This is a genomic window from Photorhabdus akhurstii (assembly GCF_019090985.1).
Classification (GTDB): domain Bacteria; phylum Pseudomonadota; class Gammaproteobacteria; order Enterobacterales; family Enterobacteriaceae; genus Photorhabdus; species Photorhabdus akhurstii.
Genome location: NZ_CP020335.1, coordinates 4,915,527 through 4,939,513, shown reverse-complemented (window position 1 = coordinate 4,939,513; position 23,987 = coordinate 4,915,527). Strand labels below are relative to the sequence as shown.

General features: G+C 54.1%; 7 protein-coding genes. 6 read left to right on the top strand and 1 reads right to left on the bottom strand.

Annotated features, from left to right (window positions below; genetic code table 11):
- The first annotated feature begins 39 nt into the window (after positions 1–39).
- Together mcf and B0X70_RS21375 are read left to right on the top strand one after the other, a co-directional pair.
- Positions 40–8,832, top strand: coding sequence for an insecticidal toxin MCF (gene mcf, locus B0X70_RS21380; RefSeq protein WP_217470331.1), 8,793 nt, complete (start codon positions 40–42; stop codon positions 8,830–8,832).
- Positions 8,817–9,011, top strand: coding sequence for a hypothetical protein (locus B0X70_RS21375; protein ID WP_214068778.1), 195 nt, complete (start codon positions 8,817–8,819; stop codon positions 9,009–9,011). The genes mcf and B0X70_RS21375 overlap by 16 nt, the downstream gene beginning before the upstream one ends.
- A 111-nt stretch (positions 9,012–9,122) precedes the next feature.
- Here B0X70_RS21375 and B0X70_RS26035 read toward each other — a convergent pair whose 3' ends face one another.
- Positions 9,123–9,260: a hypothetical protein gene (locus B0X70_RS26035; protein ID WP_181150262.1), complete on the bottom strand. Its 138-nt coding sequence runs from the start codon at positions 9,258–9,260 to the stop codon at positions 9,123–9,125.
- Between the two features lie 84 nt (positions 9,261–9,344).
- Between B0X70_RS26035 and B0X70_RS26030 the strand changes: the two genes are divergently transcribed.
- The 4 genes from B0X70_RS26030 to B0X70_RS21350 all read left to right on the top strand — a co-directional run bounded on the left by B0X70_RS26030 (position 9,345) and on the right by B0X70_RS21350 (position 23,976).
- Entirely contained in the window at positions 9,345–9,548 is a 204-nt protein-coding gene (locus tag B0X70_RS26030) for a hypothetical protein (RefSeq protein WP_217470330.1), read from the top strand.
- A 351-nt stretch (positions 9,549–9,899) separates the two neighbouring features.
- Entirely contained in the window at positions 9,900–11,576 is a 1,677-nt protein-coding gene (locus tag B0X70_RS21360; RefSeq protein WP_217470329.1) for a ShlB/FhaC/HecB family hemolysin secretion/activation protein, read from the top strand.
- Between the two features lie 60 nt (positions 11,577–11,636).
- Positions 11,637–23,765, top strand: a complete 12,129-nt coding sequence (locus B0X70_RS21355; protein ID WP_217470328.1) for a hemagglutinin repeat-containing protein — start codon at positions 11,637–11,639, stop codon at positions 23,763–23,765.
- Positions 23,752–23,976 carry a hypothetical protein gene (locus B0X70_RS21350; RefSeq protein ID WP_214040595.1) on the top strand — a complete coding sequence of 75 codons (225 nt, stop codon included), beginning with the start codon at positions 23,752–23,754 and terminating at the stop codon, positions 23,974–23,976. Before B0X70_RS21355 ends, B0X70_RS21350 begins: the two co-directional genes overlap by 14 nt.
- Positions 23,977–23,987 lie beyond the last annotated feature (11 nt).

Below are 23,987 nucleotides of genomic sequence, written 5' to 3'. Positions count from 1 at the left end.
TTGACCCGATCATATAAAAACAGACAGAGGATCACTGCAATGGCTTCTATATCCAAAGATTTTACGAACCTGCTCAATACCTTGATCGATGGACAGATTGGGGCGGCAGGTCGTCAGACCGAATGGTTCAACATGAGTCCTGATGAGCGTACCGACTACATCAAACAGGTAGACGAGCGGTTACAGGAAATGCAGCAGAGCACTCTGAGTGTGCTGGCTGCTCAGCATTTTCAGATGCAGGACAACCCCGTTTCTGTCGGCGATCAGTTGCAGACGTTACAAAAAAGACGGCAGCAGATGACTGATGTGCCTGGCACGCCGGCGATCAACGCCTACAAGCAGCAACTGGACCGCGACATCCTGTTATACCGCCGCCAGCAGACGGCCATGACGCACTTTGATAGCACTTGGCGTAAGGTCTTGGTCATGCTCGGTCCCGACGACTCCAAGCCCCTGAATGCGACGACATTGAGAGAAAACGCGGTGGACAAGCGGGCTAAGCTGGATACCGAAATCAAGCGTCTGGAACAACAACTGACCATACAAGTGGCTGATTCCACGTTCAGCCAAAAATATGTGACGCTGTTTTCTGAGCTACAAGCCTACAAGGATGTCAATGCCCGCTACAACGCTTTGCTCAAGGCATCCTCTACGGAAGAGGCTTCGGCTCTCGGTGCGCTGACCAAGGTACCTCCGGCCTCCGATGATCTGCCGGTAAATATTTCATTGCTGATGATGGAGGAGCGTCCTGGTTATATCCGCATGAACGTCGCGCTAGTCAATGCCAGCACTGATGGTCACTTCAAGGACTTTTTCCTAGATAACGGTAGGTTGGTCGTGCCGACGGACGGAGTACTCAACTTCTCCTTCGGTACCGCAGCTCGCTCACTGGCTTGGCAACAGCAATACCGACTCAAAAATGAGCCGCCATCTTTTCGTTCGCCGACTTATACGCCAATTCGTTCGGTGCTGGTTAAAACCGAATTCGTCGAGAAGTACTTCGCCAACTACCTGGTTTCAGAAAGCACCTTGCGCGGAGGTTTCAAGGCTCAGTTGCTGGGTAACGGTCGCAAGATGCTACTGACTAGCGTTGACCGCAAGGTGCCGAATCAGGTCGGGATTCAGGTGTTCGGTCAGGCTCCGAATACTACCATTACCCGCGAGGTGCCATTGGCAAACGCTTTGAGTGACCTGATCAACCAGAATGCTGATATCGCTAGCTTTCGGACTATCGGCCTGGAGGGGTTTCGCCAGAGTAGTTACCATCCGGACCGTGACGGGCTTTTCGTCAATATCCATGAGCTGGAACGGTCGGTAGGTTTTGCCGGTCGTCAGTACTTGCTGGAAATGCCTCAGGACAACGACTACCTGTCCGCGACGCCTTTTGGGGTGATGAGCGTTGACGGCGACAAGGTTAGTAGTAGTCACTTGAGCAAGGCACAGACTGACACACTGTATCAATACAACGCCGCATTTTTCGAGAAGTTGGAACAACTGCGTAGCGGCGGTATGAAGGCCAGTCGCTTGTTTGAAGGCAGCATCGAGCGTACAGCGTTCGTGCAACAACTAGTGCGTTTGCTTGAACGTAACCACATCACCCCCGCAGGGGTGTTGGCGCCGGAGTACCCCCGTGACAACATGCGCGATATCAAGGGTAATAACTTGAATAAGGTGCTGTGGGAACAGGCGTTCGCCGCTTCGGTTTGGCGAAGCAGAGATAATGACCCGTTGTTGTTCAGGCTGGCGATGAGACTGGTGAAAAACCCGGCTGTGGTCAAGGTTCTGCAAAATGGCTATGTGCAAAGTGATATTGCCCAGGCTAGGGAGTTGCTGGCACCGCTGTACGAACAATGGCGTACTCGGGCCGTCGAAGCGGAAACCCAGCGGGTCGCCAGTGCCAACGCGGCACAGCATCCAAGCAATCCGAAAGTCCATGTTTTCGATCAGGCAGAGGTTGAGCGCTCGCTGGATGACAAATTGCTCACCCTGTTGTTGACTGGTCCCCAGAGCCTTGAAGGTACCGATGTGCAACTGCGTCCGATGGTTGAGGCGGCGCTGTTGAGTAATGAGGGCAGGAGCTTGCGCAAACAGATCTTGTTCCATGCCTTGCGCCCGGTAGCCGATAGCTTTTCCAAGGCCGCGGCCCCAGTGAATCCTCACGCTGAGCTGGGTGTCGGCAAGATCATGATCAATAACCGGCTGAATCAACCCGACCCGTATCTGATTCTCAATACCAGCTCTGAGGAGCAGGCATATCGTGATGGTTTGTACCTGATCAAGGACGATAAGTACCGCAGCTATAACCAGTTCCGTCCGGACTTCAAGAATGACGCTACCCGCTATATGAATGACCTGGACACCCCGTTCGTGGGGGGAATTTCCGGGACTACCCAGACCGTCAGTAATGTCTTGCCGGAATTGTTCGGTGGCGCGTTGAGCGTCAAGCAGTATTGGCAATTCCAGATGGCCAATGCGGCCTTCATGATACGTAATGGCTATCACTCGTTCTTCGAAACTTTCTACGTCGCTGCGCGTTATGAACCGGAGGGCGCGGATAGTATCGGCAAGGAGATGTTGCAGATGTTTGACAAGTACCGCATTGAAGGCAGCAAGAAGGCATTACAGGGTAAGCTGTATGACGGAGTGATGGCGCGAGTCTTGCCGATCATCAATCAGGGCTTGTCGGCGGCTGACGAGTTCCATCCACCGCGTTTTACCCGCATTGGTCCAAGACCGGCGCTGTTGGGGCAGGCGGTGAAGGATCTCGAACTCAAGGCCGGGTTGACGTCTGTAGGTGATGGGTTTGAGCCCCGCCAAGGCAGCGCCGACATTCATCAGTTTGTCACTGATCCTGTATTATTCGCCAAAACACACACTGTCAGTGCTGAAGCGCTGGTCAGATCGGGGCGCCTCCCGGCAGAGGGGAGCGCTCAGTTGGTGAAGGTCGGATCAGGTTTGTATGAGCTTGAGTACACTGAGCAAAGCGCCAATGATATATCCTCAAGCAGCATACCGGCGTATTTCCTCGGCTACAACGGCCCGAACCAAGCCAATGCGGTACCCGCCTATGTGGACATTCCCAAACGTGCAATCGCGGGGAACTTTCTGTTTACCGGGACGCTATCGGGCGGCTCGCTGGTGGTGACTAGCCTTGATGCTAATACCTTCCGGGTCTACCATGATGGTCGAGTCAACAGTTCGTTGCTGTACGACAACGTGGTCATGGCAGTGGATTATAAGGATTATCAGATAGCTGGTACCGCGGAGGGCCTCGCTGCGGCGTACATGCAGTACGTTAATCACGAATGGCAGTTAGTGCTCCAGCGTCAGGAATATCAGCGAGATGGTCAGATGCTCCGGCTGAGGCTGCGTGACGACGAGGAGCCGCTCTCGATCCAGGTGGCGGACAGTCAAGTGGTTGAACGAAATCAGGCTCAATTCGTCGCCTACCGCGAGCAGATTCATCAACAATTGAAAAAGGTAGCCACCCAGTTTGGGGTATCAATCGAAGGGGTCTCCGACGGTGTATACACAGAAGGTGAGTTTTCTCCTGATCATCCGGCGATTGCTGCGTGGGCCAAGCTGTGCGTCGAGGTTGATGACAGGATCAATGCTGATACCAGGCAGTTGGTGGATAAGCGAAACAAACTCTATGAGAACCGGCGCAATACCATTCGGCGCGACTTAATTAACCAGCAGATAAAGCAGCTCAATATCACCCTAGAGTACTACAAGGCGCAATACGATACGGTCCTACGTGAAGCGGGCTTCGTCGAACAAAGCTGGCTTTGGCAGCAGATCAAGGCCAAAAACGGCAGCGCCGCAGTGGTTCGGATTGACGATACAGCCATTCAGGGCGGGGGTAAGCAGCGCACCGATAGCGTGGGTGAACGTTACGCTATCTCCGAAGCCTATCAGCGCGGGGCGCGGGGAACCGGGTTCAGCGATGGCTTGCGCAACTTTCGTGAGATCGAGATCCCCGGCGTGGATGACAAAATGTCGGCACTGGAGATGAAGCGCCTGTTTCTTGAAGGAAAACTCACCTCCGAGCAACGGGGCGCCTTGAGCGGCCGCATCACCGAAACCAGCCGGGCTGAGTACATCGATAAGGTATTGCGGCAGACTGCGGTATTCAGCGAGGATTTCCATGACGTCGGCAGTGTCTTTGACCGCTTGGTGCCACAGGACTTTTATCTGTCGCTGGTCGGTGACCGATCTGGCGGCCGTTGTTATCCTTTGGTCAGGGCCATGACTGTGGCATTGGCTAGTGGCGGCGAGGCTGGCATCAACAGCCTTGTGCAAAAGTTGTTCTTTGCCTCCGCTGACCCTCAGGCGGGCAGTTCCACGCTCCTGAGAAACAGCCTGATCAAGTTGCACTCCAATGTCGAAGCTGTTCAGGCTTCCACGGAGCTAGGGCAGTTTGGATTGTCCGAAGTGGTATCGCGGCTGGCTGCAACGACCGGAACCTCGATGTTCGCGCTCAATACCCAGAATCACTCGATGATGGTTGGGAGCACTGTCACGACCGAAGGCCGTCGCTACTACTTTTATGACCCGAACGTTGGGATCTTTGCCTTCGACAACACCAAAAGTCTGTCCAGGGCTATGGAGCAACACTTAGTAGGGCGCAGACTCGCCGTGCACTATGGCTCGTTTGGCAGCAAGTCGGCACCGGCCTTCAACCTGATTGAGATCGATACCGGCAAAATGGCTGAGGTACCCGTGGGTAATGGTCTGAATGTGGCTGACCTGACCAGATTTGAGGAACTGTCCAGCGTCATCGGGCAACGGCGCCAGGTCGAGCAGGTGATGAGTGCACAAGAGCGGATCACGGAAGACTTGCAATTGAGCACCGCGCTGCAAGCCTTTGATGCCGAGCAATGGGGGGCACGGTTCGAAGCCGCCAGTACCCGGCTGGCGCAAGAGCACCAACTGGACAGCCGCTGGCTACCGATCATCGCCACGACCGAAGAGCAGGGCGAAAGCCGCTACCGGGTCCAGTTCATCAACCGTGACCAACCCGAGCAAACCCGCTGGTTGGACACTGATGATAGCACTTTTGTCGAATTCCGGCGCTTCGTCGATGAGCACATGAGCGTACTGAACGAGCACTTTACTCTGGAAAGTGGACGGATGCGGCCACGCGGCGGGGTTGGCGAGGCGGCGCCGGTGGATGGGTTGAATGCCGGGTTTGCGGTACAGGCGTTGATCCAGTGGTTTTCTGACAAGAACCGTCATGATGCTGCAAACGGGATGGCTTCTCCTGATCTGGCTACCGCGCTCAAAGTCCACAGCTACCTTAACTTTGTCCAGATGGTTCATGGTGGCGTGCAGGACGTGATCAAAGTCACGGCACTAGTGCGTACGGCACTGCGCGGCGAAGTGGTGGCTGCCCAAACGTCGTTCAAGGAATTTGCCTTGAGTCTGGGTCACACCGTCAACGAAGGCGTTGGCGTGTTGTTTGGTGGAGCCATGATCGGTCTGGATGCTTATGAACTGGCCCATGCCGAAAATGATGTGCAGAAGGCGGTGTTCGGCACCCAGCTTGCGTTCGACTCGGCTAGCTTTGTCACTGGCGCAGCCGGCATAGGGGCCGGGTTGGTCGGTGCCTCGACGGCCGGGGCGGTCCTCGGTGGGGCCGGAGTGATCCTTGGCGGACTCGCGGTGGGCTTTACGGCGCTGGCTCAAGCCTTTGGTGCGGTCGCTGAGGATGCCAAGGCGGTGGGCCGTTACTTTGATACGGTTGACAAAGCGTACAAAGGCAATGGCTATCGGTATGACAACGAGAAGCAAGTGCTGGTGCCCTTGGCCGGTGCGGTGATCAAGACTTTAGATCTGAGCAAGAACCAGATCGATTTCGACAGCCAGTACATCTACCGCACCCATTCCGGCTCTACTGGTTCAGGGAAAATCAATTACTTCTTCTGGGTCGGTGACTTTCCGCGAATGGTCCATGACCGTGGTCAGGCGATCGAAGTACGCAGCGGCATTGGTTATAAGGATGTTTCTCGGCCCCTTGAGCACGGCGACAGCAACGTTGTGATCTTGCCGGGCACACCTAAGTCCTACATTAGCTACGAATACATGCTGCTTCCCGGCGCCACCACTCGCCACGACGCTGGTTTTGACGTGATCCGCAGGCTTGAGGAAGACAAGCGGTTCGACTACGACTTCTACATCTTTCCGGGGGAGGAGACGATTCGCAGGATTCATCATGAGTACGTCGACACTCCGATCGAGGTAGTGCTCGATCAGCGCAACCGGCAACTCGTGGCGCCCGAATTGCCCAAAGAGCTGCACGGCTTTCTGTGTTATGAGATCAAGGGGGCGGGCGGCGAATACCTGATCGGCCTTAACGAAGGCGCTAAGGTTAATCTCACGAGCGATGTTGCCAGTACGTGGATCATCGACAGCAGCCAGCTCGCCAGCGACAGCATCAGCGTGTCGAAGGACCAACTGGTGGTCGGCGAGAAGGGCAAGGAGGTTGTGGTAAAACTCTATCTGGTTCAGAACAGTCAGGTATTGGTAGTCAACGGCAAGGGGGAGGTGCGCAAAGTCGATTTCGCTAGCTTGACAGCTCAGGTAATAAGCGAAGATGCGAGCAAGTGGCAGGTGCCCGGCCAGCAAATTGAGCAGCACCTGAGTGATTTGGCCAAGGCGCATCAGCTACACGGACAGTATGTGGTGGTGGAGAATTACAGACACCAAGGGCGAGATGTTGGCCGAGCGTTCTATGACGTGACCAAGGACCGCATGCTGTTCACTGACACCACCAATGAACAGGCCAAACGTGCCCAACTGGGGGCAGTGATGGGCGACTATGCTTATTTCTACGACGCCGACAACGCGGTGGCGTGGCGGGTAGACATTTCCACCGGACAGGTCGACGCGCAGTTTGAGCCTTGGTTCAACCAGAATGCGGGCCATATCAGCCGGTTCTGGCAGGAGGGAGATGTGGTTTATCTGGCGCGCCGTTATCGGCTAAAGGAGAGGGAGGCTGAACTGGGCTATCGGATCATCGGTGACCGAATGGAGTTGGTTAGTGCGGTGGGCGATGATGCGCTGCTCCAGCTTTCGGCACGCATCGGTCGGCATGGTGATGAGCTTGAGGCCATACTCCAGGGCTACAGGAGCAATAGCACTCAGCGCGGGACCCTAATGTATACGTTGGGCGCACGGTTGATCCAGCCGACCAGTGCGGCGCTGGTTACAGTGTTCGGCGTGGATGCGGCTGGCGTGCCGCACCGCTATTGGATACGCACCAGCGATGGTACGCTAATCAAGCCGAATCTGGCGCCGCCAGCGGATCAGACCTTGCATTTCGAAGCACATGAACAAACCCGCAGTGCTTGGCAGATCCCGGCTGACTTGGTGTTAGCGGGGAGTATGCCGTTGCTCGGTGGCAAGGAAGTGTTTTTCTTCTACAGCAAGGAGCAAAAGACCCTGTTCCGTCAAGAAGGTCCAGGGCAAGAAGTACTCGACGCCAACCAGCCGAGCGCATTGCGGGTCACTACGCCAGCCTTGACCAACGTGATCAATTTGAACGGTCACTTGGTCGTGGTGACCGAAGACGGGCGTGTGGCCCGGCTTGATGCACTGGGGCAGCTTAGCTACGCAGCGGTCAACGAGCATTGGCTTAAGGGACGTATCCACTGGTGGCAGGACTTGACCAGTGTCACAGACGGCAGAGCTACCCTGGCGGTGTTTGGGGTCAAGGACACTGACGGCAAGAGCCTGCTGCCGGTGTGGTACCACAACGGTCAGGTAGTCGTCGCTTCGGCCCCTCTGCAAGACAAACATCCGCAGTTCTTGGGTTTTGAAGTGGACGGTTCCAGTGCGCGACTGTTCGAACCCGCCAGCGGCAAGTTGTATCGTCAGCCGGCTATGACTGCCGATGCGCTGGCTGCCGCGTTCGGTACCGACGAGGTGCTTGAAGCCTCGGCGCAACTTCCCGCGGCTAATGAGCTGGAGCCTGAGTTGCATTTCAAGGCAGCGGAGCAAGTTGATGCGGGATTGCGCCTGACCACCGTCAAAGGCGAGATCCTGCTGCGAACTCATGACGGCAAATTGCAGTTGGTTGCTGTCGACAAAGATTGGCAACAGGACAACCTCGTCCGTCTGTCACAGGCACTTGCTGAGGTTGCCGGTCAGTGGCGAGTCAAAGGCGTGCTGACCTTGCAAGGTGATGATACACAAGGCTGGTTCGATGTCGGTAGTGGTCAGGTGTTCTCCCTCGGTGGAATCTCTGCTTCGGACAACCTGCGTTTTATCGGCATTGCTGTCGGGAAGAAGGGCGCGTACGTGTACAACCCAACGGACCAGATGCTGTACCAGGTCAAGGAGAGCGGTGCGCAGAAGCTGAATCATTACGCCGATGTCGAACGCATTGGTTCGTCGCTGTTGCTTCAAGATGGGGGCAAGGGTGATCTGAGCCCAATGCTGATCGCGGGTGTCGATAGCGTGGTGTTGCATGGTGGCGCCGGTAGCGATACCTACCGTCTCAGCCAGATGATGTGGTCTCATTATCGCACAGTTGTTATTGACAACGATGATCCGAACCAGGTTCTGGACCGCTTGATCATGCCGGTAGTTGATGCGGAAAAAATCCTCGTTAGCCGCCATGAGGATGACTTGATGTTGACCGACTCGGCTAATGGCACGGCCCTGGTGATGCGCAAGGTGTTCGGTAGACAGGCGGTGACGCACCGGCATCTGCAAATCGATCTGGAAGGTTCCTCGTCGGTGATCAGCGTGGATCACTTGGTCAAAGGTTTTACCAAGCTGGGAGCAGCCAATATTGGCTTGTTCGAGCTGCCTTGGGCCATCCAGTAGTTGGTGATGGTGGTGGATATTGTCGTCTCGGTCACGGTCACGGACATGGAGGCTCTGGTCTGGCTAAGTTGAGTGGGGTGACGGCGTTCGCGAGAGCCTGCCGCAAAACTGTTAAGCCGACAGGCGGTACTTGGCTTCGCTATCTTGAGTTAACAGGAGAAACCACAGGAGGGGCATAAAGCCCTTCCTGTCTCTGGGTTCCGGTCGAATCATTTCTTCTGTAGAAGCAGGTCATTAAACACCTTGTCACAAGATAGGGAGTTTTTTTGAACTGATGTAATCTCTTATAACTAACTCATGATCATCGACTCTAAAGGTGTGACGGGTGTGATGACTAAGCTGGCGATATTGACCTCAATGGTCAGTGTTCTGGGGATAATCAAACCGATTTTGCCTAATGTTTGATGCGGTACGTCAGGCTTTGCCAATTGATGTAGGTGGTGATCCTAGTGGCGTTGTATATCCTGATACCGCTGATCCTGCTGTTTGCTGCCTAAGAATTTAAGACCATATTGACGCTGACTTTTGTCGTGTTTGCGTTGAATTTCCTGACATTATGGTGGGAAACAGCCCGCTGGCTGGGGGCCTTGGTATGGGCCAGTGTTCGGATAGGTGATATTACGAGCATGATGGATCAGGGGGGGCATAGGCAAGGCAATCTGCAAGGGATGTTTGGGCAGGTGTTGATGCGGAAGATGTTATCGAAAGGAAAATAGCGGGACGCGTTTTTCGTCTAAAAGGATGGGATTTCTTCCCGTCAGAATACTCTGAAAAATACTTAGTAAATTGCTTAATTTATTATTTTTGTTAATTATATTTGTCATGGTTTTGTTTTTGCGACATGTAAAACTCAGATGAATATGCTTAATGCTACATATAATACGTTTCATTAATGTTAGTTTATTACCGTTTTGTTGCATGATTACAGTTGGTTAGTCTGAATGTTCGCCTTTTTGGTTAATTATCAGTCTCATGGCTTGAAAATAAAACACCTTCAACCATAATACTTCCCCTAATATTTCCCTTAAAACTATTAAATAATAATTAAGTATTGTACTGGTTCAACTATGGCAACGGTAACTCGCGGTAAAATATTCGTAGGGTTGGCCGGATGGGCTGTATTTGCTATTCAGCCTGTGCAGGCAGATGACCAACTCTTTATTCATCAGAAACAGCAACAACAAGCGTTAGAACAACGTCTAGAGGCAAAGGCACCGACTGTGCGGCTCAAGCGACCCGACGTGCTCCTGCCTGATTATCCTGATCGTGAGCATCCTTGCTTTACCATCAACGCTCTGCATTTGGAAGGGGATGCTGCCAGCCGTTTTCAATGGGCGCTGGAAGCAGCAAAAGACGCTAAAGGGCGCTGTCTAGGCAGGCAGGGGATTTTGCTGGCTATCAACAAGGTGCAGAACGCCATTCTGGCAAAAGGTTACGTCACCACCCGTGTGATGGTGCAGGAGCAGGATCTGACCCAGGGCGTACTGACGCTGACGCTCCAACCTGGCCGCATTGCTAACATCCACTTTGATGAGTCGACCTCCTGGCGTGGGCGGTTATGGAATGCCATGCCTGCCGCATCCGGGTATATTCTCAACCTGCGTGATATTGAGCAGGCGCTGGAAAATTTCAAACGGGTGCCCAGTGCTGAGGCTGATATTAAAATTGTACCCAGTCAGCAGGAAGCCACCAGTGACCTGCTGGTTAGTTGGAAAGAAAGTCGGCTCCCGGTTCGCCTCAGTCTGAGTCTTGATGACAGTGGCGCCAAAAGCACAGGCCGCTATCTGGGATCAGTGACCCTGGCGATTGATGCGCCTTTTGCCCAGAACGACCTGTTCTATGCCAACATCGGCAAGGATTTGTTTGAGCACGGCCCCTTTGGTAACCGTTCCCGTACCGTTAACTACTTCTTCCCGCTTGGCTACTGGTCTTTTTCCGCTAACTACAACGACTACACCTATCACCAGAATATCGCCGAGGTCAGCCAAGTGCTGACTTACCGCGGCAAGAGCGAGAATGCGCAATTTACCGTGTCTAGGCTGCTGTTTCGCAATCAGTCGCATAAAACTACCCTCAATATGCGCGTCTTTCGCCGCCATTCTACGAATTCTGTAAATGGCATCGAGATGGAACAACAGCGCCGCCGTACTGCTGGCTGGGAACTCGGACTCAGCCAGCGTAGCTACCTTGGCAATGTCACGCTAGACGCTAACACCAACTGGCGGCGGGGCACTGGAGCGTTTGGGGCCTTGCCGGCGCCTGAAGAAGCCTATCACGGGGGCAGTGCCCGTACCGGCATTGCCTTGGGCGATGTCAGTTTGAATATACCTTTCGCTTGGGGTAAGCAGCCTTGGCGTTATTACACCAGCGTACGCTGGCAGTGGAGCCGACATCCTCTGACGCCGCAGGACCGGATGTCTATTGCCGGGCGTTACACCGTGCGCGGGTTTGACGGCGAGCAGATGTTGTCCGGTGAAAAGGGATTGCTTTGGCGTAATGAGCTGGCCTGGAATGTGTTGTCGCGCGGCCACGAGTTTTACTGGGCAACAGACTATGGTCGTGTAGATGGACCGGGAACCCGTCATCTTGCCGGGCATCAGCTGGCGGGCGGCGCTTTGGGTGTACGTGGCACGTTGTGGGGGCGGTTCCATTACGACCTGTTTGCCGGGGTACCGCTCTACAAGCCAAAAGGTTTTCATACCCCGGGCGTGAGTAGTGGTTTCAGTGTCAACCTAGAAATCTGATGACGCCGGTCAACCTTGTCACAAGCACACGTTGCCTTTTATTTAACTCGGACATGATTTATGAACAAACAGTGTTATTGCCTTATTTACAGCCGCACGCACGGTGAATTGCGGGTGGTATCGGAACTGGCTCGCGGCTGCAATACTACGGCTGGGCAACGCTGCGGCGTATCGCGCCTGTGGGTGACGGTGCGTCGTGCGGTGTGGTTGCTAGGGATGGCACTGTTTACCGGGCAAGCGTCGGCTGGTGGCATCATGGCTGACGAACAGGCGGCGCACGCCCGGCGGCCGGAAGTCATAGTAACCCAAAACGGCCTGCCGCAGGTCAATATCAATGCACCTAACCGGGCAGGGATATCGCATAATCCCTACAAGCAATTTGATGTTGACCAGAGAGGCGCCATTCTCAACAACTCAGCGGTAATGACCTCCACCCAACTGGCAGGGATGATACAGGGCAACCCCCGGCTTGACCCGAACGCAGCGCCGGCCCAGATCATTATCAATGAGGTAAACAGTAGCAACCCCAGCCAGTTGCGGGGTTTTCTGGAGGTGGCCGGTGGCAGAGCGCAGGTGATTGTGGCCAACCCATCGGGAATTGTGTGCAACGGTTGTGGCACCATCAATGCCGGACGCATGACGCTGACCACCGGCAAGCCGCAATTGAACGCTGACGGCAGTCTGGCGGGGTATCAGGTAGAGCGTGGTTTGGTGCATATTGGGAGTGGAGGACTCAACGGTGATCCTCGCCATGACACCAAGTATGTCGATATTCTGGCACGTGCGGTGGCAGTGAATGCTGGCGTTTGGGCCAAAGAGGAACTTTCAGTGGTGGCGGGCCGAAACCGTATTAGTGCGGATGGTAAGACGGTTATGCCGCTGGGCGCGGATGGCAAGGCTCCTGAGTTAGCGATAGATATGGGACAGATGGGCGGCATGTATAGCGGCCATATTCGCATGATAGGCACCGATGCGGGTGTAGGTGTGCGTAATCATGGGGGACACTTGCAGGCAGGCAAGACGTTGATCGTAAGCAGTGAAGGTCGGCTCAGTTGGCAGTCGGAGGCTGTGGAGGCCGTCACTCAAGCTGGTGGCGATGTCACCCTGACCGCCAGAGATGGTATTGAACATCACGGTAAACTACACAGTGGCGGGCAGCTTGTCGTACAAAGCCGCGAAGGCGACATTCGTCAGTCAGGTACTCTGGCGGCAGCTGGCGACATCCAGTTGGCATCTGACCGAGGCATTCAGAGCAGCGGGCATTTGCTGGCAGGCAGCGATGTAAACAGCACGTTGACGCGCAAGGCGGATTTGACACTGAGCAGCCAGGGCAATATCCAAGCTAGAGGCAGTTTGCTGAGTAAAAGCGATGTCAGCGTGACTGGTCACAGGGTTGATGTCAGCCAAAGCAATCTGGCGGCCAGCCGTGTCGTGATTACGGCACAAGCCGGCGGCGTTGCCTTGCAACAGGCAAAGGTCGACAGCCGACAACTCACGGTGAACACCTCGGGCAATATTGAGGCGCAGCAGGCGCAGGTACTTGCTGGCCGTTGGGCGGTTGACGCTGACAGCTTGTTCACTCAAGGGGCTGTCTGGTCCCAGGTTGATGCTGGGGAAAGTCGTTTTGCGCTGACCGGTGTGTTGGATAACACCGAAGGCAGCATTGAAACCCGGCAACTTAGCCTGAATGCCGCTACCCTGAACAATCGACAAGGACGTCTGGTGGCGCTTGACGGCACGGCGCAACACTGGCGGGTGAGCGGCCTGCTGGACAATCGCGACGGCGGGGTGGTGGGTAGCAACGGTAATTTGCTTCTTGAGACTGGACATTTGAATAACCAGCACGGTACGTTGCAGAGCCAGTCAGCACTGAGCATCACGGCGGGAGCGGATATCGATAACGGCAAGGGCAAAATGCTGGCCGGTCAACAGCTGATCTTGAACGCCGCCGGTAGCGTCGACAACCAGTCTGGGGATGTAAGCGGTGAATACCTGCATATGACGGCACAAAGTCTGAATAATACGCAGGGCAAGGTAGTTAGTCAGGGACGTTTGCAGCTTGACACCCGTCAGGCAATCGACAATCAGCGTGGTACGTTGCAGAGTCAGTCGGCACTGAGCATCACGTCGGGGGCGGATATCAATAACGGTCAGGGCAAATTGCTGGCTGGTCAACAGTTGACCTTGAACGTCACCGGCAGCGTTGATAACCAGTCCGGAGAAATGAGAGGTGAAAACCTGAAGCTGACGGCACAGAATCTGAATAATACTCAGGGCAAGGTGATCAGTCAGGGGAGTTTGCAGCTTGCCGCCCATCAAAAGATTGACAATCAGCAAGGGTTGGTTGAGGCCGGTGATGTGCTGGATATCCGCACCGACGGCAGCTGGAATAACCGCCGCGGCATCGCACAAGGAAGCAAGCAGGTTGTAGTCTCCGTGCATGGTATCGACAACACCGACGGCAAACTGCAATCGGGTGGCGATCTGACGCTCGACAGTACGGGGGATGTCATTAATCAGGCAGGCACCTTGACGGCGCAGCAACACCTCAACTGGCAGGGCGGCACGGACAGCCTGTTGAACAATGACGGGGGCAAATTGTTCAGCCGCGGTGCGATGTTGCTGAAAGGCGGGCAGCTGACCAACCGCCAGAAGGGAGTTGTTCAGAGCCAGCAGAAACTGACGTTGAACACCACTGGCAGCATCGATAACCAGTCCGGAGAAATGAGCGGCGAAAACCTGAAGCTGACGGTACAGAGCCTGAATAATGCGCAGGGAAAGGTGATCAGTCAGGGGCGTTTGCAGCTTACCGCTCATCAGTCAATTGACAATCAGCAAGGGTTTGTCGAGGCCGGTAATGCGCTGGATATCCGCGCCGACGGCATCTGGGGCAACCGCGGCGGCATCGCGCAAGGGGGCAAGCAGGTTGTGGTCTCCGTGCATGGCATCGACAACACCGGCGGCAAACTACAATCGGGTGGCGACCTGACGCTCAGCAGTACGGAGGATGTCATTAATCAGGCAGGCATCCTGACAGCGCAGCAATACCTCAACTGGCAGGGCGGTACGGACAGCCTGCTGAACAATGATGAGGGTAAATTGTTCAGTCGAGGTGCGATGTCGCTAAAAGGCGGGCAGCTGACCAACCGCCAGAAGGGGTTTATTCAGAGCCAGCAGAAACTGACGTTGAACGCCACCGGCAGCATCGATAACCAGTCAGGAGAAATGAGCGGTGAGAACTTGTATCTGACGGCACAGAGCCTGAATAATACGCAGGGCAAGATGGTTAGTCGGGGACGTTTGCAGCTTGGCACCCATCAAGAAATTGACAATCAGCAAGGGTTTGTCGAGGCTGGTGATATGCTGGATGTCCGCGCGGACGGTAGTTGGAATAACCACGGCGGCATCGCACAAGGGGGCAAGCAGGTTGTAGTCTCCGTACATAGCATCAACAACACCGACGGCAAACTACAATCGGGTGGCTATCTGACACTCAACAGTACGGGGGATGTCATTAATCAGGCAGGCACCCTGACGGCGCAGCAACACCTCAACTGGCAGGGCGGTACGGACAGTCTGCTTAACAATGACGCAGGCAAATTGTTCAGCCGCAGTGCGATGTCACTGCAAGGCGGGCAGTTGACTAACCGCCAGAAGGGGTTTATTCAGAGCCAGAAGGAACTGACGTTGAATGCTACCGGCAGTGTTGATAACCAGTCCGGAGAAATGAGCGGAGAAAACCTGAATCTGATGGTACAGAGCCTGAATAATACTCAGGGCAAGGTGATCAGTCAGGGGCGTTTGCAGCTTGCCGCCCATCAGTCGATTGACAATCAGCAAGGGTTTGTCGAGGCTGGTGATGCGCTGGATATCCGCACCAACAGCAGTTGGAATAACCGCGGCGGCATCGCACAAGGAGGCAAGCAGGTTGTAGTCTCCGTACATGGCATCGACAACACCGACGGCAAATTACAATCGGGTGGCGGCCTGACGCTCAACAGTACGGGGGATGTCATTAATCAGGCAGGCACCCTGACGGCGCAGCAGCATTTCAACTGGCAGGGCGGTACAGACAGCCAGCTGAACAATGACGGGGGCAAATTGTTCAGCCGTGATGCAATGTCACTGCAAGGCGGGCAGCTAACCAACCGCCAGAAAGGGTTTATTCAAAGCCTGCAAGAACTGACGTTAAATCTAATAGGCAATTGGGACAATCAAGGCGGAAAATTGGCCAGTAGCGGGAGCAGTACGGTGAATGCTCAGAGCCTCCTCAATGCGCAGGGGGAAATTCAGGTACTGGACACGCTTGATATGCAGTTCACTCGCGCACTAAATAACAGCAATGGTCGTATCTTCAGCAAGTTGAAGCAGTCCCTGCGTACGGAAGATATTCTTAACGCTCAGGGATGGATAGGTAGTCAAGGTAGCTGGTTCGCCACGGGTAGCTGGTTTGACAACCGAGAGGGCAACGTGCTGAGCCAGCAGGAGACAACGCTTGCAGTAAGCGAGCTGAACAATCAAAAAGGCATCCTACAATCGGCGAGCGCGCTGGTGTTACGTGTGGCACAGGATATTGATAACCGGGTTGGTAAAATCAGCGCTCAGGGACGGCTGGATGTACAGGGCATTAAAGAGGGTACAGCGGTCGGAAGATTACAGAACGCCGGTGGGAAGCTACAGGCCGACGATGGTCTTGTTGTGACGGCACAGGGTGTGGACAACCAAAATGGCCTGCTCTACAGCCAGAAGCAGATGCAGCTGACCTTAAACGATACCTTGGATAATCGTCAGGGTAAGTTGAAAAGTGGTGGGGATATGCAGCTTGATGCGCAATTGCTGCTGAACGAGATGGGTTCGATGGACAGCCAGCAGCAGCTTGGGTTGCGCATTTTGGGATTGTTAGACAATACCCGAGGTATGGTGAGAGGCAACGGCGACCAGCAGATATCGGCTGAACGGGTTGATAACCGGCAGGGGGTGTTCAGCAGCCGGGGCGCTCTTGAGCTTGCCGCGAGTCGGCTTGATAACCCGGACGGCATGATTATCAGCCAAGGTGCTGGTACTTACCGCATTAACGTGCTCAATAATCAGCATGGCAAAGTTCACAGCAACAACACGCTAACACTCAGTGGCGAACAGCTGAACAATCAGGCAGGACAGCTGATATCAACCAAGGCGATGCGTCTCGGCAGTAAGCAGCTCAATAACAGCGGGCAGGGGAAAATCACCAGCCAGGATGCGCTGGTTGTGCAGGCCGATCGACTGAACAACCGCGAAGGCGGGCTGCTGTTAGGCACGATACACACCGACGTGACTGCTCGCGAGCTGGACAACACCGCAGGACGTCTGCAAAGCGCTGGAGCCCTAACGCTGTCGCACCTTAACGTGCTGGACAATCGTCAGGGGTATCTCTTAGCCAACAAAATACTCAACATCAATGTCGGTAACACCGGTGCGCTTTCTGTACTGACACTATTCAATCAGGGCGGTACCGTTCAGAGTGGGGAGCAGCTTGTGGTCAATGCCCACACTTTGAATAACCAAGGCGGGACATTGCTCAGCCAACAGGCGCTCACGCTTGCCGTGCAACAAGACTACACCCATCGGATCGGCGATACGCTAAGCAGTAACGGAGCGATGACCTTCTCTATTGCCGGTGTGCTGACCAATCAGGCCGACTGGTTGTTGCCGGGTAACCTGATTGTCAACAGCACCCATTTCACCAACCTAGGTGCCTTGGTCGGGAAAACATTGCAACTGACCACTGGGACATTGCGCAATTTGGGGCGTCTGGAAGCCGACAACATGATGCTCACCAGTGACATTTTGGACAACCCGGCGACCATCATGGGTGATGACATCACGGTGCGTAGCCGGGTCATCGACAACTATGGGCGCGATGCGGTGATCGCCGCCACGGAGAGTCTGAACTTGCATGCCGGCGAGCGTCTGACCAACCGGGATGGCAGCCTGATCTATAGCAGCGGTACTCTACATCTTGGCAGTGATGACAAGATTGAGAATCGTGCGAGTCGCATTGAGGCTGACGGGGATATCTGGGTTGAGGCCAAACGGCTGGATAACCTGCGCGAAGGGCTCGACATCACGCGTGAGGCGGAAAAAAGCGATTACAAATGGCACCGTTACAACTACAACTGGCGCTCTTACGGTTCGACGGTCAATACCGACAAAAACACCGTAATGCCTACCACACAGCGTCTGATGTTCCGCGATGACGCTGCGGTGGAAAATAGTCGTTACGGTACCCTACTGGCTATCGATGCTACCGGCAAACGAGCGCAGGTGCGAGTGAAGGATAGCAGGGGGAAAATGCGTGAGCTGTGGGTGAACTACTTGGCTCTGACGCCGGGCAGCGACGGCGGCTACGACATGACGTTTTATGAGACGCGCGGTTTTCGTCAACATGCGGTGCCGACACCTTATCACAACACGGTCTGGCGCGAGCACAACCGGGGGCGGATTGAGCAATGGGACCCGGAGAAGCATGTCGACATTGCAGATGCGCCCTTTGTGACTGACTACAATAATTTCCGTGAACGCTCGACAACCGGGACGGTGACAAGGGACAAATTGATGTCTGCGGGTACCGGTGCCCATATTCTGGCGGGCGGCAACATGGTGTTGCGCATTGCTGATCAGCTGCTCAATGACGCCAGCACCCTCAGTGCCAACGGCGATCTGTCGATGAAAGGCGACGGCAAGGTCACCAACCGGGGCTATTCGGTGAACGAACGGTATCAAGAGTACATTGTCGATCACTACGACAGGGATACCAGGCATTGGTACCCAACCTTCAACCGTGACGAGACCAGAGCGTTGACCACCATTGACGGTATCATCACAGGGCATGGTAACGTCACTATCAACGGCGCACATTTGGAAAACACCACAGTCAATCAGGCGCAAATCAGTAGCGTCGATGCGGCACAGAAGGCGGCGGAGGCCGAACGTGCGGAATGGGAACGTAATCCACTGGCGGTGACGGTTGATGGGGAGGATTGGCAGACGGGAGATACGAAACTGACGCCGAGTAGCCGACCGCTCACACCGGATATCCTGCCATTCACACCGGGCAGTCAGCCGCTTACACCGGATATCCAGCCGCTCACGCCGGGAAGTCGGCCGCTCACACCAGACATTCAGCCGATTACGCCGAGTAGCCAGCCACTTACACCGAACAACCGGCCACTCACGCCGGCCGAACTGGCACTGACCAATAAACAACATCTCGGCAGTGTGGCAACATTTGTCCCTAATAACGGTTTGTTCCGTCAGCACCCGGCTGAAGGGAGTCCTTATTTGGTGGTGACCGACGAACGTTTTACCAGTAGAAGCCGGTTTATCAGCAGCGATTACCTGCTGCAACGAGTGGGATATGACCCGGTGCAGGCGCATAAACGCCTGGGTGACGGGTTCTATGAACAACGTCTGGTACGTGAGCAGGTGCTCAAACTGACGGGTCGTCCTTCTGTGCACGGCGAAGATGCTATGGAACAATACCAGTCGCTGATGAACAATGGTGTCAAGGTGGCAAAAGATTTCCATCTGGAACCAGGTGTGGCTTTGACGCCGACGCAAATTGCGGCGTTGCAGCAGGATATCATCTGGCTGGTGAGTGAGACGGTCGAGACTGCCACCGGCCCGCAGACAGTGTGGGTGCCCAAGGTCTATCTTGCCAACACTACTTTGCGGCTCACTGGAGATGGCGCCCTGATTGGCGGAGGCAATCTGAAGCTGTCAGCGAACAGTCTCAACAACGCCGGTAATCTGTTTGTTGATAAGGCGCTCAACATTGACGCCGGTCAGTTCCTACATCAAGGCGGCGATATCCGTGCAGACAGCATTAATGTGCAGGCGGATACTCTTACCCTGAGCACCAATCTACAGGATGCGTTGCGTCAGGCAACGATGAGTGCACGTGAACTCAGCCTCAGCGGCGGGGATATCCGGCTGCAAGGGGCCAAACTTGGCGCCACGCAGAACCTCAGTCTGCACGCGCGCAACAATCTGGATATCACTGCGGCCAGAAGCACTGCCACGGCTGACCTTGAGGTGATTTCGGGAGCGATGGGCAATCGCAGCAGTAGCGGTATGGAGGACCCCGGAAAGCGTATGGCGCAGGTTAGCGGTGAGTGGCAACAGGCACTTGGCAGTACGCTGAATGCCGGTGGCGACCTCAGCTTGGCCGCTGGGCAGGACATTACTCTGCAAGGGAGTCAGGCTAAAGCTGGGGGAATTACCCGCTTGCAGGCAGGTGGGGACGTGAAATTACTGGCGGAAACCACTACCAACCGCACACATTTGGAAGCCAACAGCAGCACTTCATCGGTGAGTAACCGTCGTGAGGAAGACCGACTGTACCTCAGTACACTGAGCGGTGATAAAGAGGTGACAATTCGGGCGGGAGAAAATCTGGTGGCTGAAGGGGCTCAGGTTGACAGTCAATCAGGCAGTATCGGTTTGAGCGCACAAGCGGTTACCATTAAGGACGCCAGTCAGCACATTACCGACAAGGATAGTGAGCGCAAGCGTGAAGGCAGCACGAAAAGTCAGAGGGAAATGGAGACTATCAGCGATAGCGCTGTGGGCAGCACCTTTAGCGGGCGTGATGGCATTACAGTCGTGGCCCATGAGAGGGATATTACAGTCACGGGCAGTACTCTGCACAGTGAGCGGGGCGCACTTGCGCTGCGGGCGAAAAAGGACATTACGCTTAACAGTGCCACTGAGCGTGATTATCAATTCTCGGAAGAGCGTTCAGAGAAAAAAGGCTTCTTATCGAAGAGCAGCAGCCATACGGTACAGGAAGATAGCGTCACCCGCGAGAAAGGCACTCTGCTCAGTGGCGACAGCATCAGCATCACGGCGGGCAACGACTTGGCGGTGAGTGGATCAGCGATAGCCGGGGATAAGGATGTGACCTTGCAGGCGGGTAACAACGTCGATATCACTGCGGCCACTGAAACCCAATCCCACTATTTGCTGGAAGAGAAGAAAAAGAGCGGACTGCTTAACAGCGGGGGGATTGGTTTTACCGTGGGCAGTCAGTCCACCCGTCATCAGATCAATGAAGATGGCACTACGCAAAGCCAGAGCGTTAGCACGGTGGGCAGCAGCCAGGGCAATGTGAGCATCACAGCTGGCAATCGCGCACATATCGGCGGTGCGGATCTAGTGGCGGGCAAGGATCTCAGTATTACCGGCGACAGCGTGCAGATTGACACGGGGTATGACAAGCGCACTCGGACGGAGACGTTCGAGTCGAAACAAAGTGGGTTAACCGTGGCATTGTCAGGGACGGTGGGCAGTGCGCTCAATACTGCGGTCAGCACGGCACAGCAGGCCAGAAAAGAGAGTGACGGGCGGCTCAAAGCCTTGCAAGGCACTAAAGCGGCACTGTCTGGCGCACAAGGTTATCAGGCCTGGCAGCTCAGTCAGGCGGAGTCTGCGAAAGCTGATGCCATTAATCAGGCGGGCGGTAAGGCCGACAAACCGAACGACACCATCGGTATTCAGCTCTCTTACGGTAGCCAGTCATCGAAATCCGAAACCCGTACTGAACAGACACAATCGCAGGGGAGTAGCCTGAGTGCGGGGCAGGATATCCGCATCAAGGCCACCGGAGACAATGCGGTTGCTGACAGCGGCAATATTCTGGTCAAAGGCAGCAGCCTGAAAGCGGGTCGTGATATAGAAATGGACGCTAAACGTGATGTCGTGCTGGAATCTGCCGAAAATACCCAGACTACCAGAGGTAAAAACAGCAGCAAAGGCGGCAGTGTCGGTGTGGGGCTGACTGCTGGGCAGGGCGGTTACGGTATTAAATTCTCTGCCAGCGTCAATGCAGGCAAAGGCCATGAAAAAGGCGACGGGGTGACCCACACTGAAACATTGGTCGATGCGGGTAATCAGGTCACCCTAAAATCTGGGCAGGATACGACGCTGAAAGGGGCACAGATCAGCGGGGATAAAGTGACTGCCGATGTCGGCCGTGGCTTGCACCTGCAAAGCGAACAGGACAAAGACAATTACGACAGCAAACAGGAGAATGTCAGCGCTGGCGCTGGCTTTACGTATGGTTCGATGAATGGTTCGGCAAGTGTGAATGCCAGTCGTGACAAAATGCACAGTAAGTTTGACTCAGTGAAAGAGCAGACGGGTATCTTTGCAGGCCAGGGCGGTTTTGATATCAAGGTCGGTGAGCATACCCAGTTGGATGGTGCGGTGATTGCCAGTACGGCAGATAAAGACAAAAACCGTCTGGAGACGGGGACGTTGGGCTTTAGTAATATCGAAAATAAAGCGGAGTATAAGACTGAACATCAGAGTGTGGGGGTTAGCACAGGTGGCGCGATTGGCAGCCAGCTGACGTCCAACATGACGTCAAATATGCTGGCGGGCACCAATAGGAGCGACAGTCAATCGTCCACGACTCATGCGGCAGTAGAAGACGGTACGATTATAGTGCGTGATAAGGGCAGGCAAAAACAGGATATAGCAGAGCTGAGTCGTGATACGAAAAATGCCGCCAACGGTCTGACACCTATTTTCGACAAGGAGAAGGAGCAACGACGGCTGGCACAGGCGCAGGCTATCGCCGAAATCGGTGTCCAGGTGATGGATATCTACAATACCCATGAGGCGATTAAGGCGACGAAAACCGCGACGGAAAAGCTGAAAGATCCACAAACACAGTTGAAACTGAAACAGGATGCTGAAGAGCAACTGAAGAAAGAAGGTAAAGCAATCGATGCAAAAAGCCTTGCTGATCGGGCATATAAGATAGCTTATGACGGTGCCATAAAAGATCAGGGTGCTGATATTGGCAGCTCGAAGCGTCAGGCTGTCACGGCCGTGGTCGGCGCACTTCAGGGACTAGCCGGGGGTGATATTAAGGCCGCGATTGCCACTGGTGCGGCACCGTATCTGGCGAATGCGGTGAAAAACCTGACCTATAATGGTAAAAAACATTATGATGAATTGACGGCGGAAGAAAAAGCCACCAATCTGGCGGCCCACGCGATTTTAGGTGGGGTGATTGCCGAAATGAAGGGTGGTTCTGCCACTGCGGGGGCGGTGGGCGCGGCAGGCGGTGAATTAGCGGCGTCGGCTATTGCCAGCGTGCTTTACCCGAATAAAAAGCCAGGTGAGCTAGCGCCGGATGAGAAGGAGAAAGTCAGTAATCTGGCGACACTAGCGGGAGGACTGGCCGCGGGACTGGCGACAGATTCGACGGCAGGCGGCGTAGCCGGGGCGCAGGCCGGGAAGAATGCAGTGGAGAACAACTATCTTTATGAAGACGAAAGCCACCGTTTTGATAAAGAGTTGGCCGAGTGTAAGGCCAAAGGAGGAGACTGCGGTGCAGTTATTCAGAAGTATTTAGACATCAGCAATAAGAATAGTGCCGAATTAGAGGAAAAATGCAAAGGAGGCGGTATTACCTGCGTGACTTATGAAGAAATTATTCAAGTAAATACGAATGTTGCGCTTGATGAGGGATCGTTACAAATTCGATTGTCAGAGAAATTAAAAGATCCCGACGCCATCAAGATAGTGCAGTATTTGAATGGTAAGGATTTGCAGTTTTTGAAGGATAATATTACCACTTCTAACAGAGTTGCCGCTGTCGCCTTAGATCCAACTTCATGGCCTGTAATGGTCTTTGGTGCAAAGGCAATGATTCAGGGGGCGAAAGGGAAAGAGCAGCTACTTGCGGCAGGCGTCACCAGTGGTATGAACGCGGCTATTCAGTACGGTACGACGAAAGAAGTAAAACTTTCTGATTTGATTGGTGCAGGTGTTGTTGGTGCTATTACTGCCGGAAAAGGTTATAACCCCACTGTAACGTGGAATGCGGTAGGCGGCTACTACACTGCGGAAATTAAAGGGGATGATCCTTTCTTAAATGCGATATTGAGTAAAGGAGGTGCCAGTGCAGGTTATGCTGCTGGTAATGTTATCAAAGTACCAATGGGGAAAGTGCTTAATCCTATATCGAAACAATATGAATGGGAACCAATAGGGATTTGGACTATTACAAAGCCTGTGAAACAAAGTTCAATCCCATCAGTGGCTGGTAACGTTGGTGATTCAGCAGTATCAGGTTGGTTCAACTCTACTGTTGGCGGAGCAATGCAAGAAGGAAAACAGCAAAATGAAAAAAAATAAAATGAAATCAATAGTGATTATGTGTTATTTATTATTTTCTTTTTTCTTGGCTGTCTTCTTACTGAGTGTTATCTCACAGGCTTTTAGTTTATGGTTTATAGACAAAGCCGATATTTTTTGTTCCATCAAAGACAATATAGGAGTTCATTTGCAAATTGGGGGAGCAGGTGCTTTAGCTGGGTTTGTACTTTGGTTATTTAAAATGTATTAGTCAGAAAAATT

Coding starts and splice junctions, on each gene's coding strand:
- mcf (WP_217470331.1), top strand. CDS start 40: ATGGCTTCTATATCCAAAGATTTTACGAACCTGCTCAATACCTTGATC.
- B0X70_RS21360 (WP_217470329.1), top strand. CDS start 9,900: ATGGCAACGGTAACTCGCGGTAAAATATTCGTAGGGTTGGCCGGATGG.
- B0X70_RS21355 (WP_217470328.1), top strand. CDS start 11,637: ATGAACAAACAGTGTTATTGCCTTATTTACAGCCGCACGCACGGTGAA.
- B0X70_RS21350 (WP_214040595.1), top strand. CDS start 23,752: ATGAAAAAAAATAAAATGAAATCAATAGTGATTATGTGTTATTTATTA.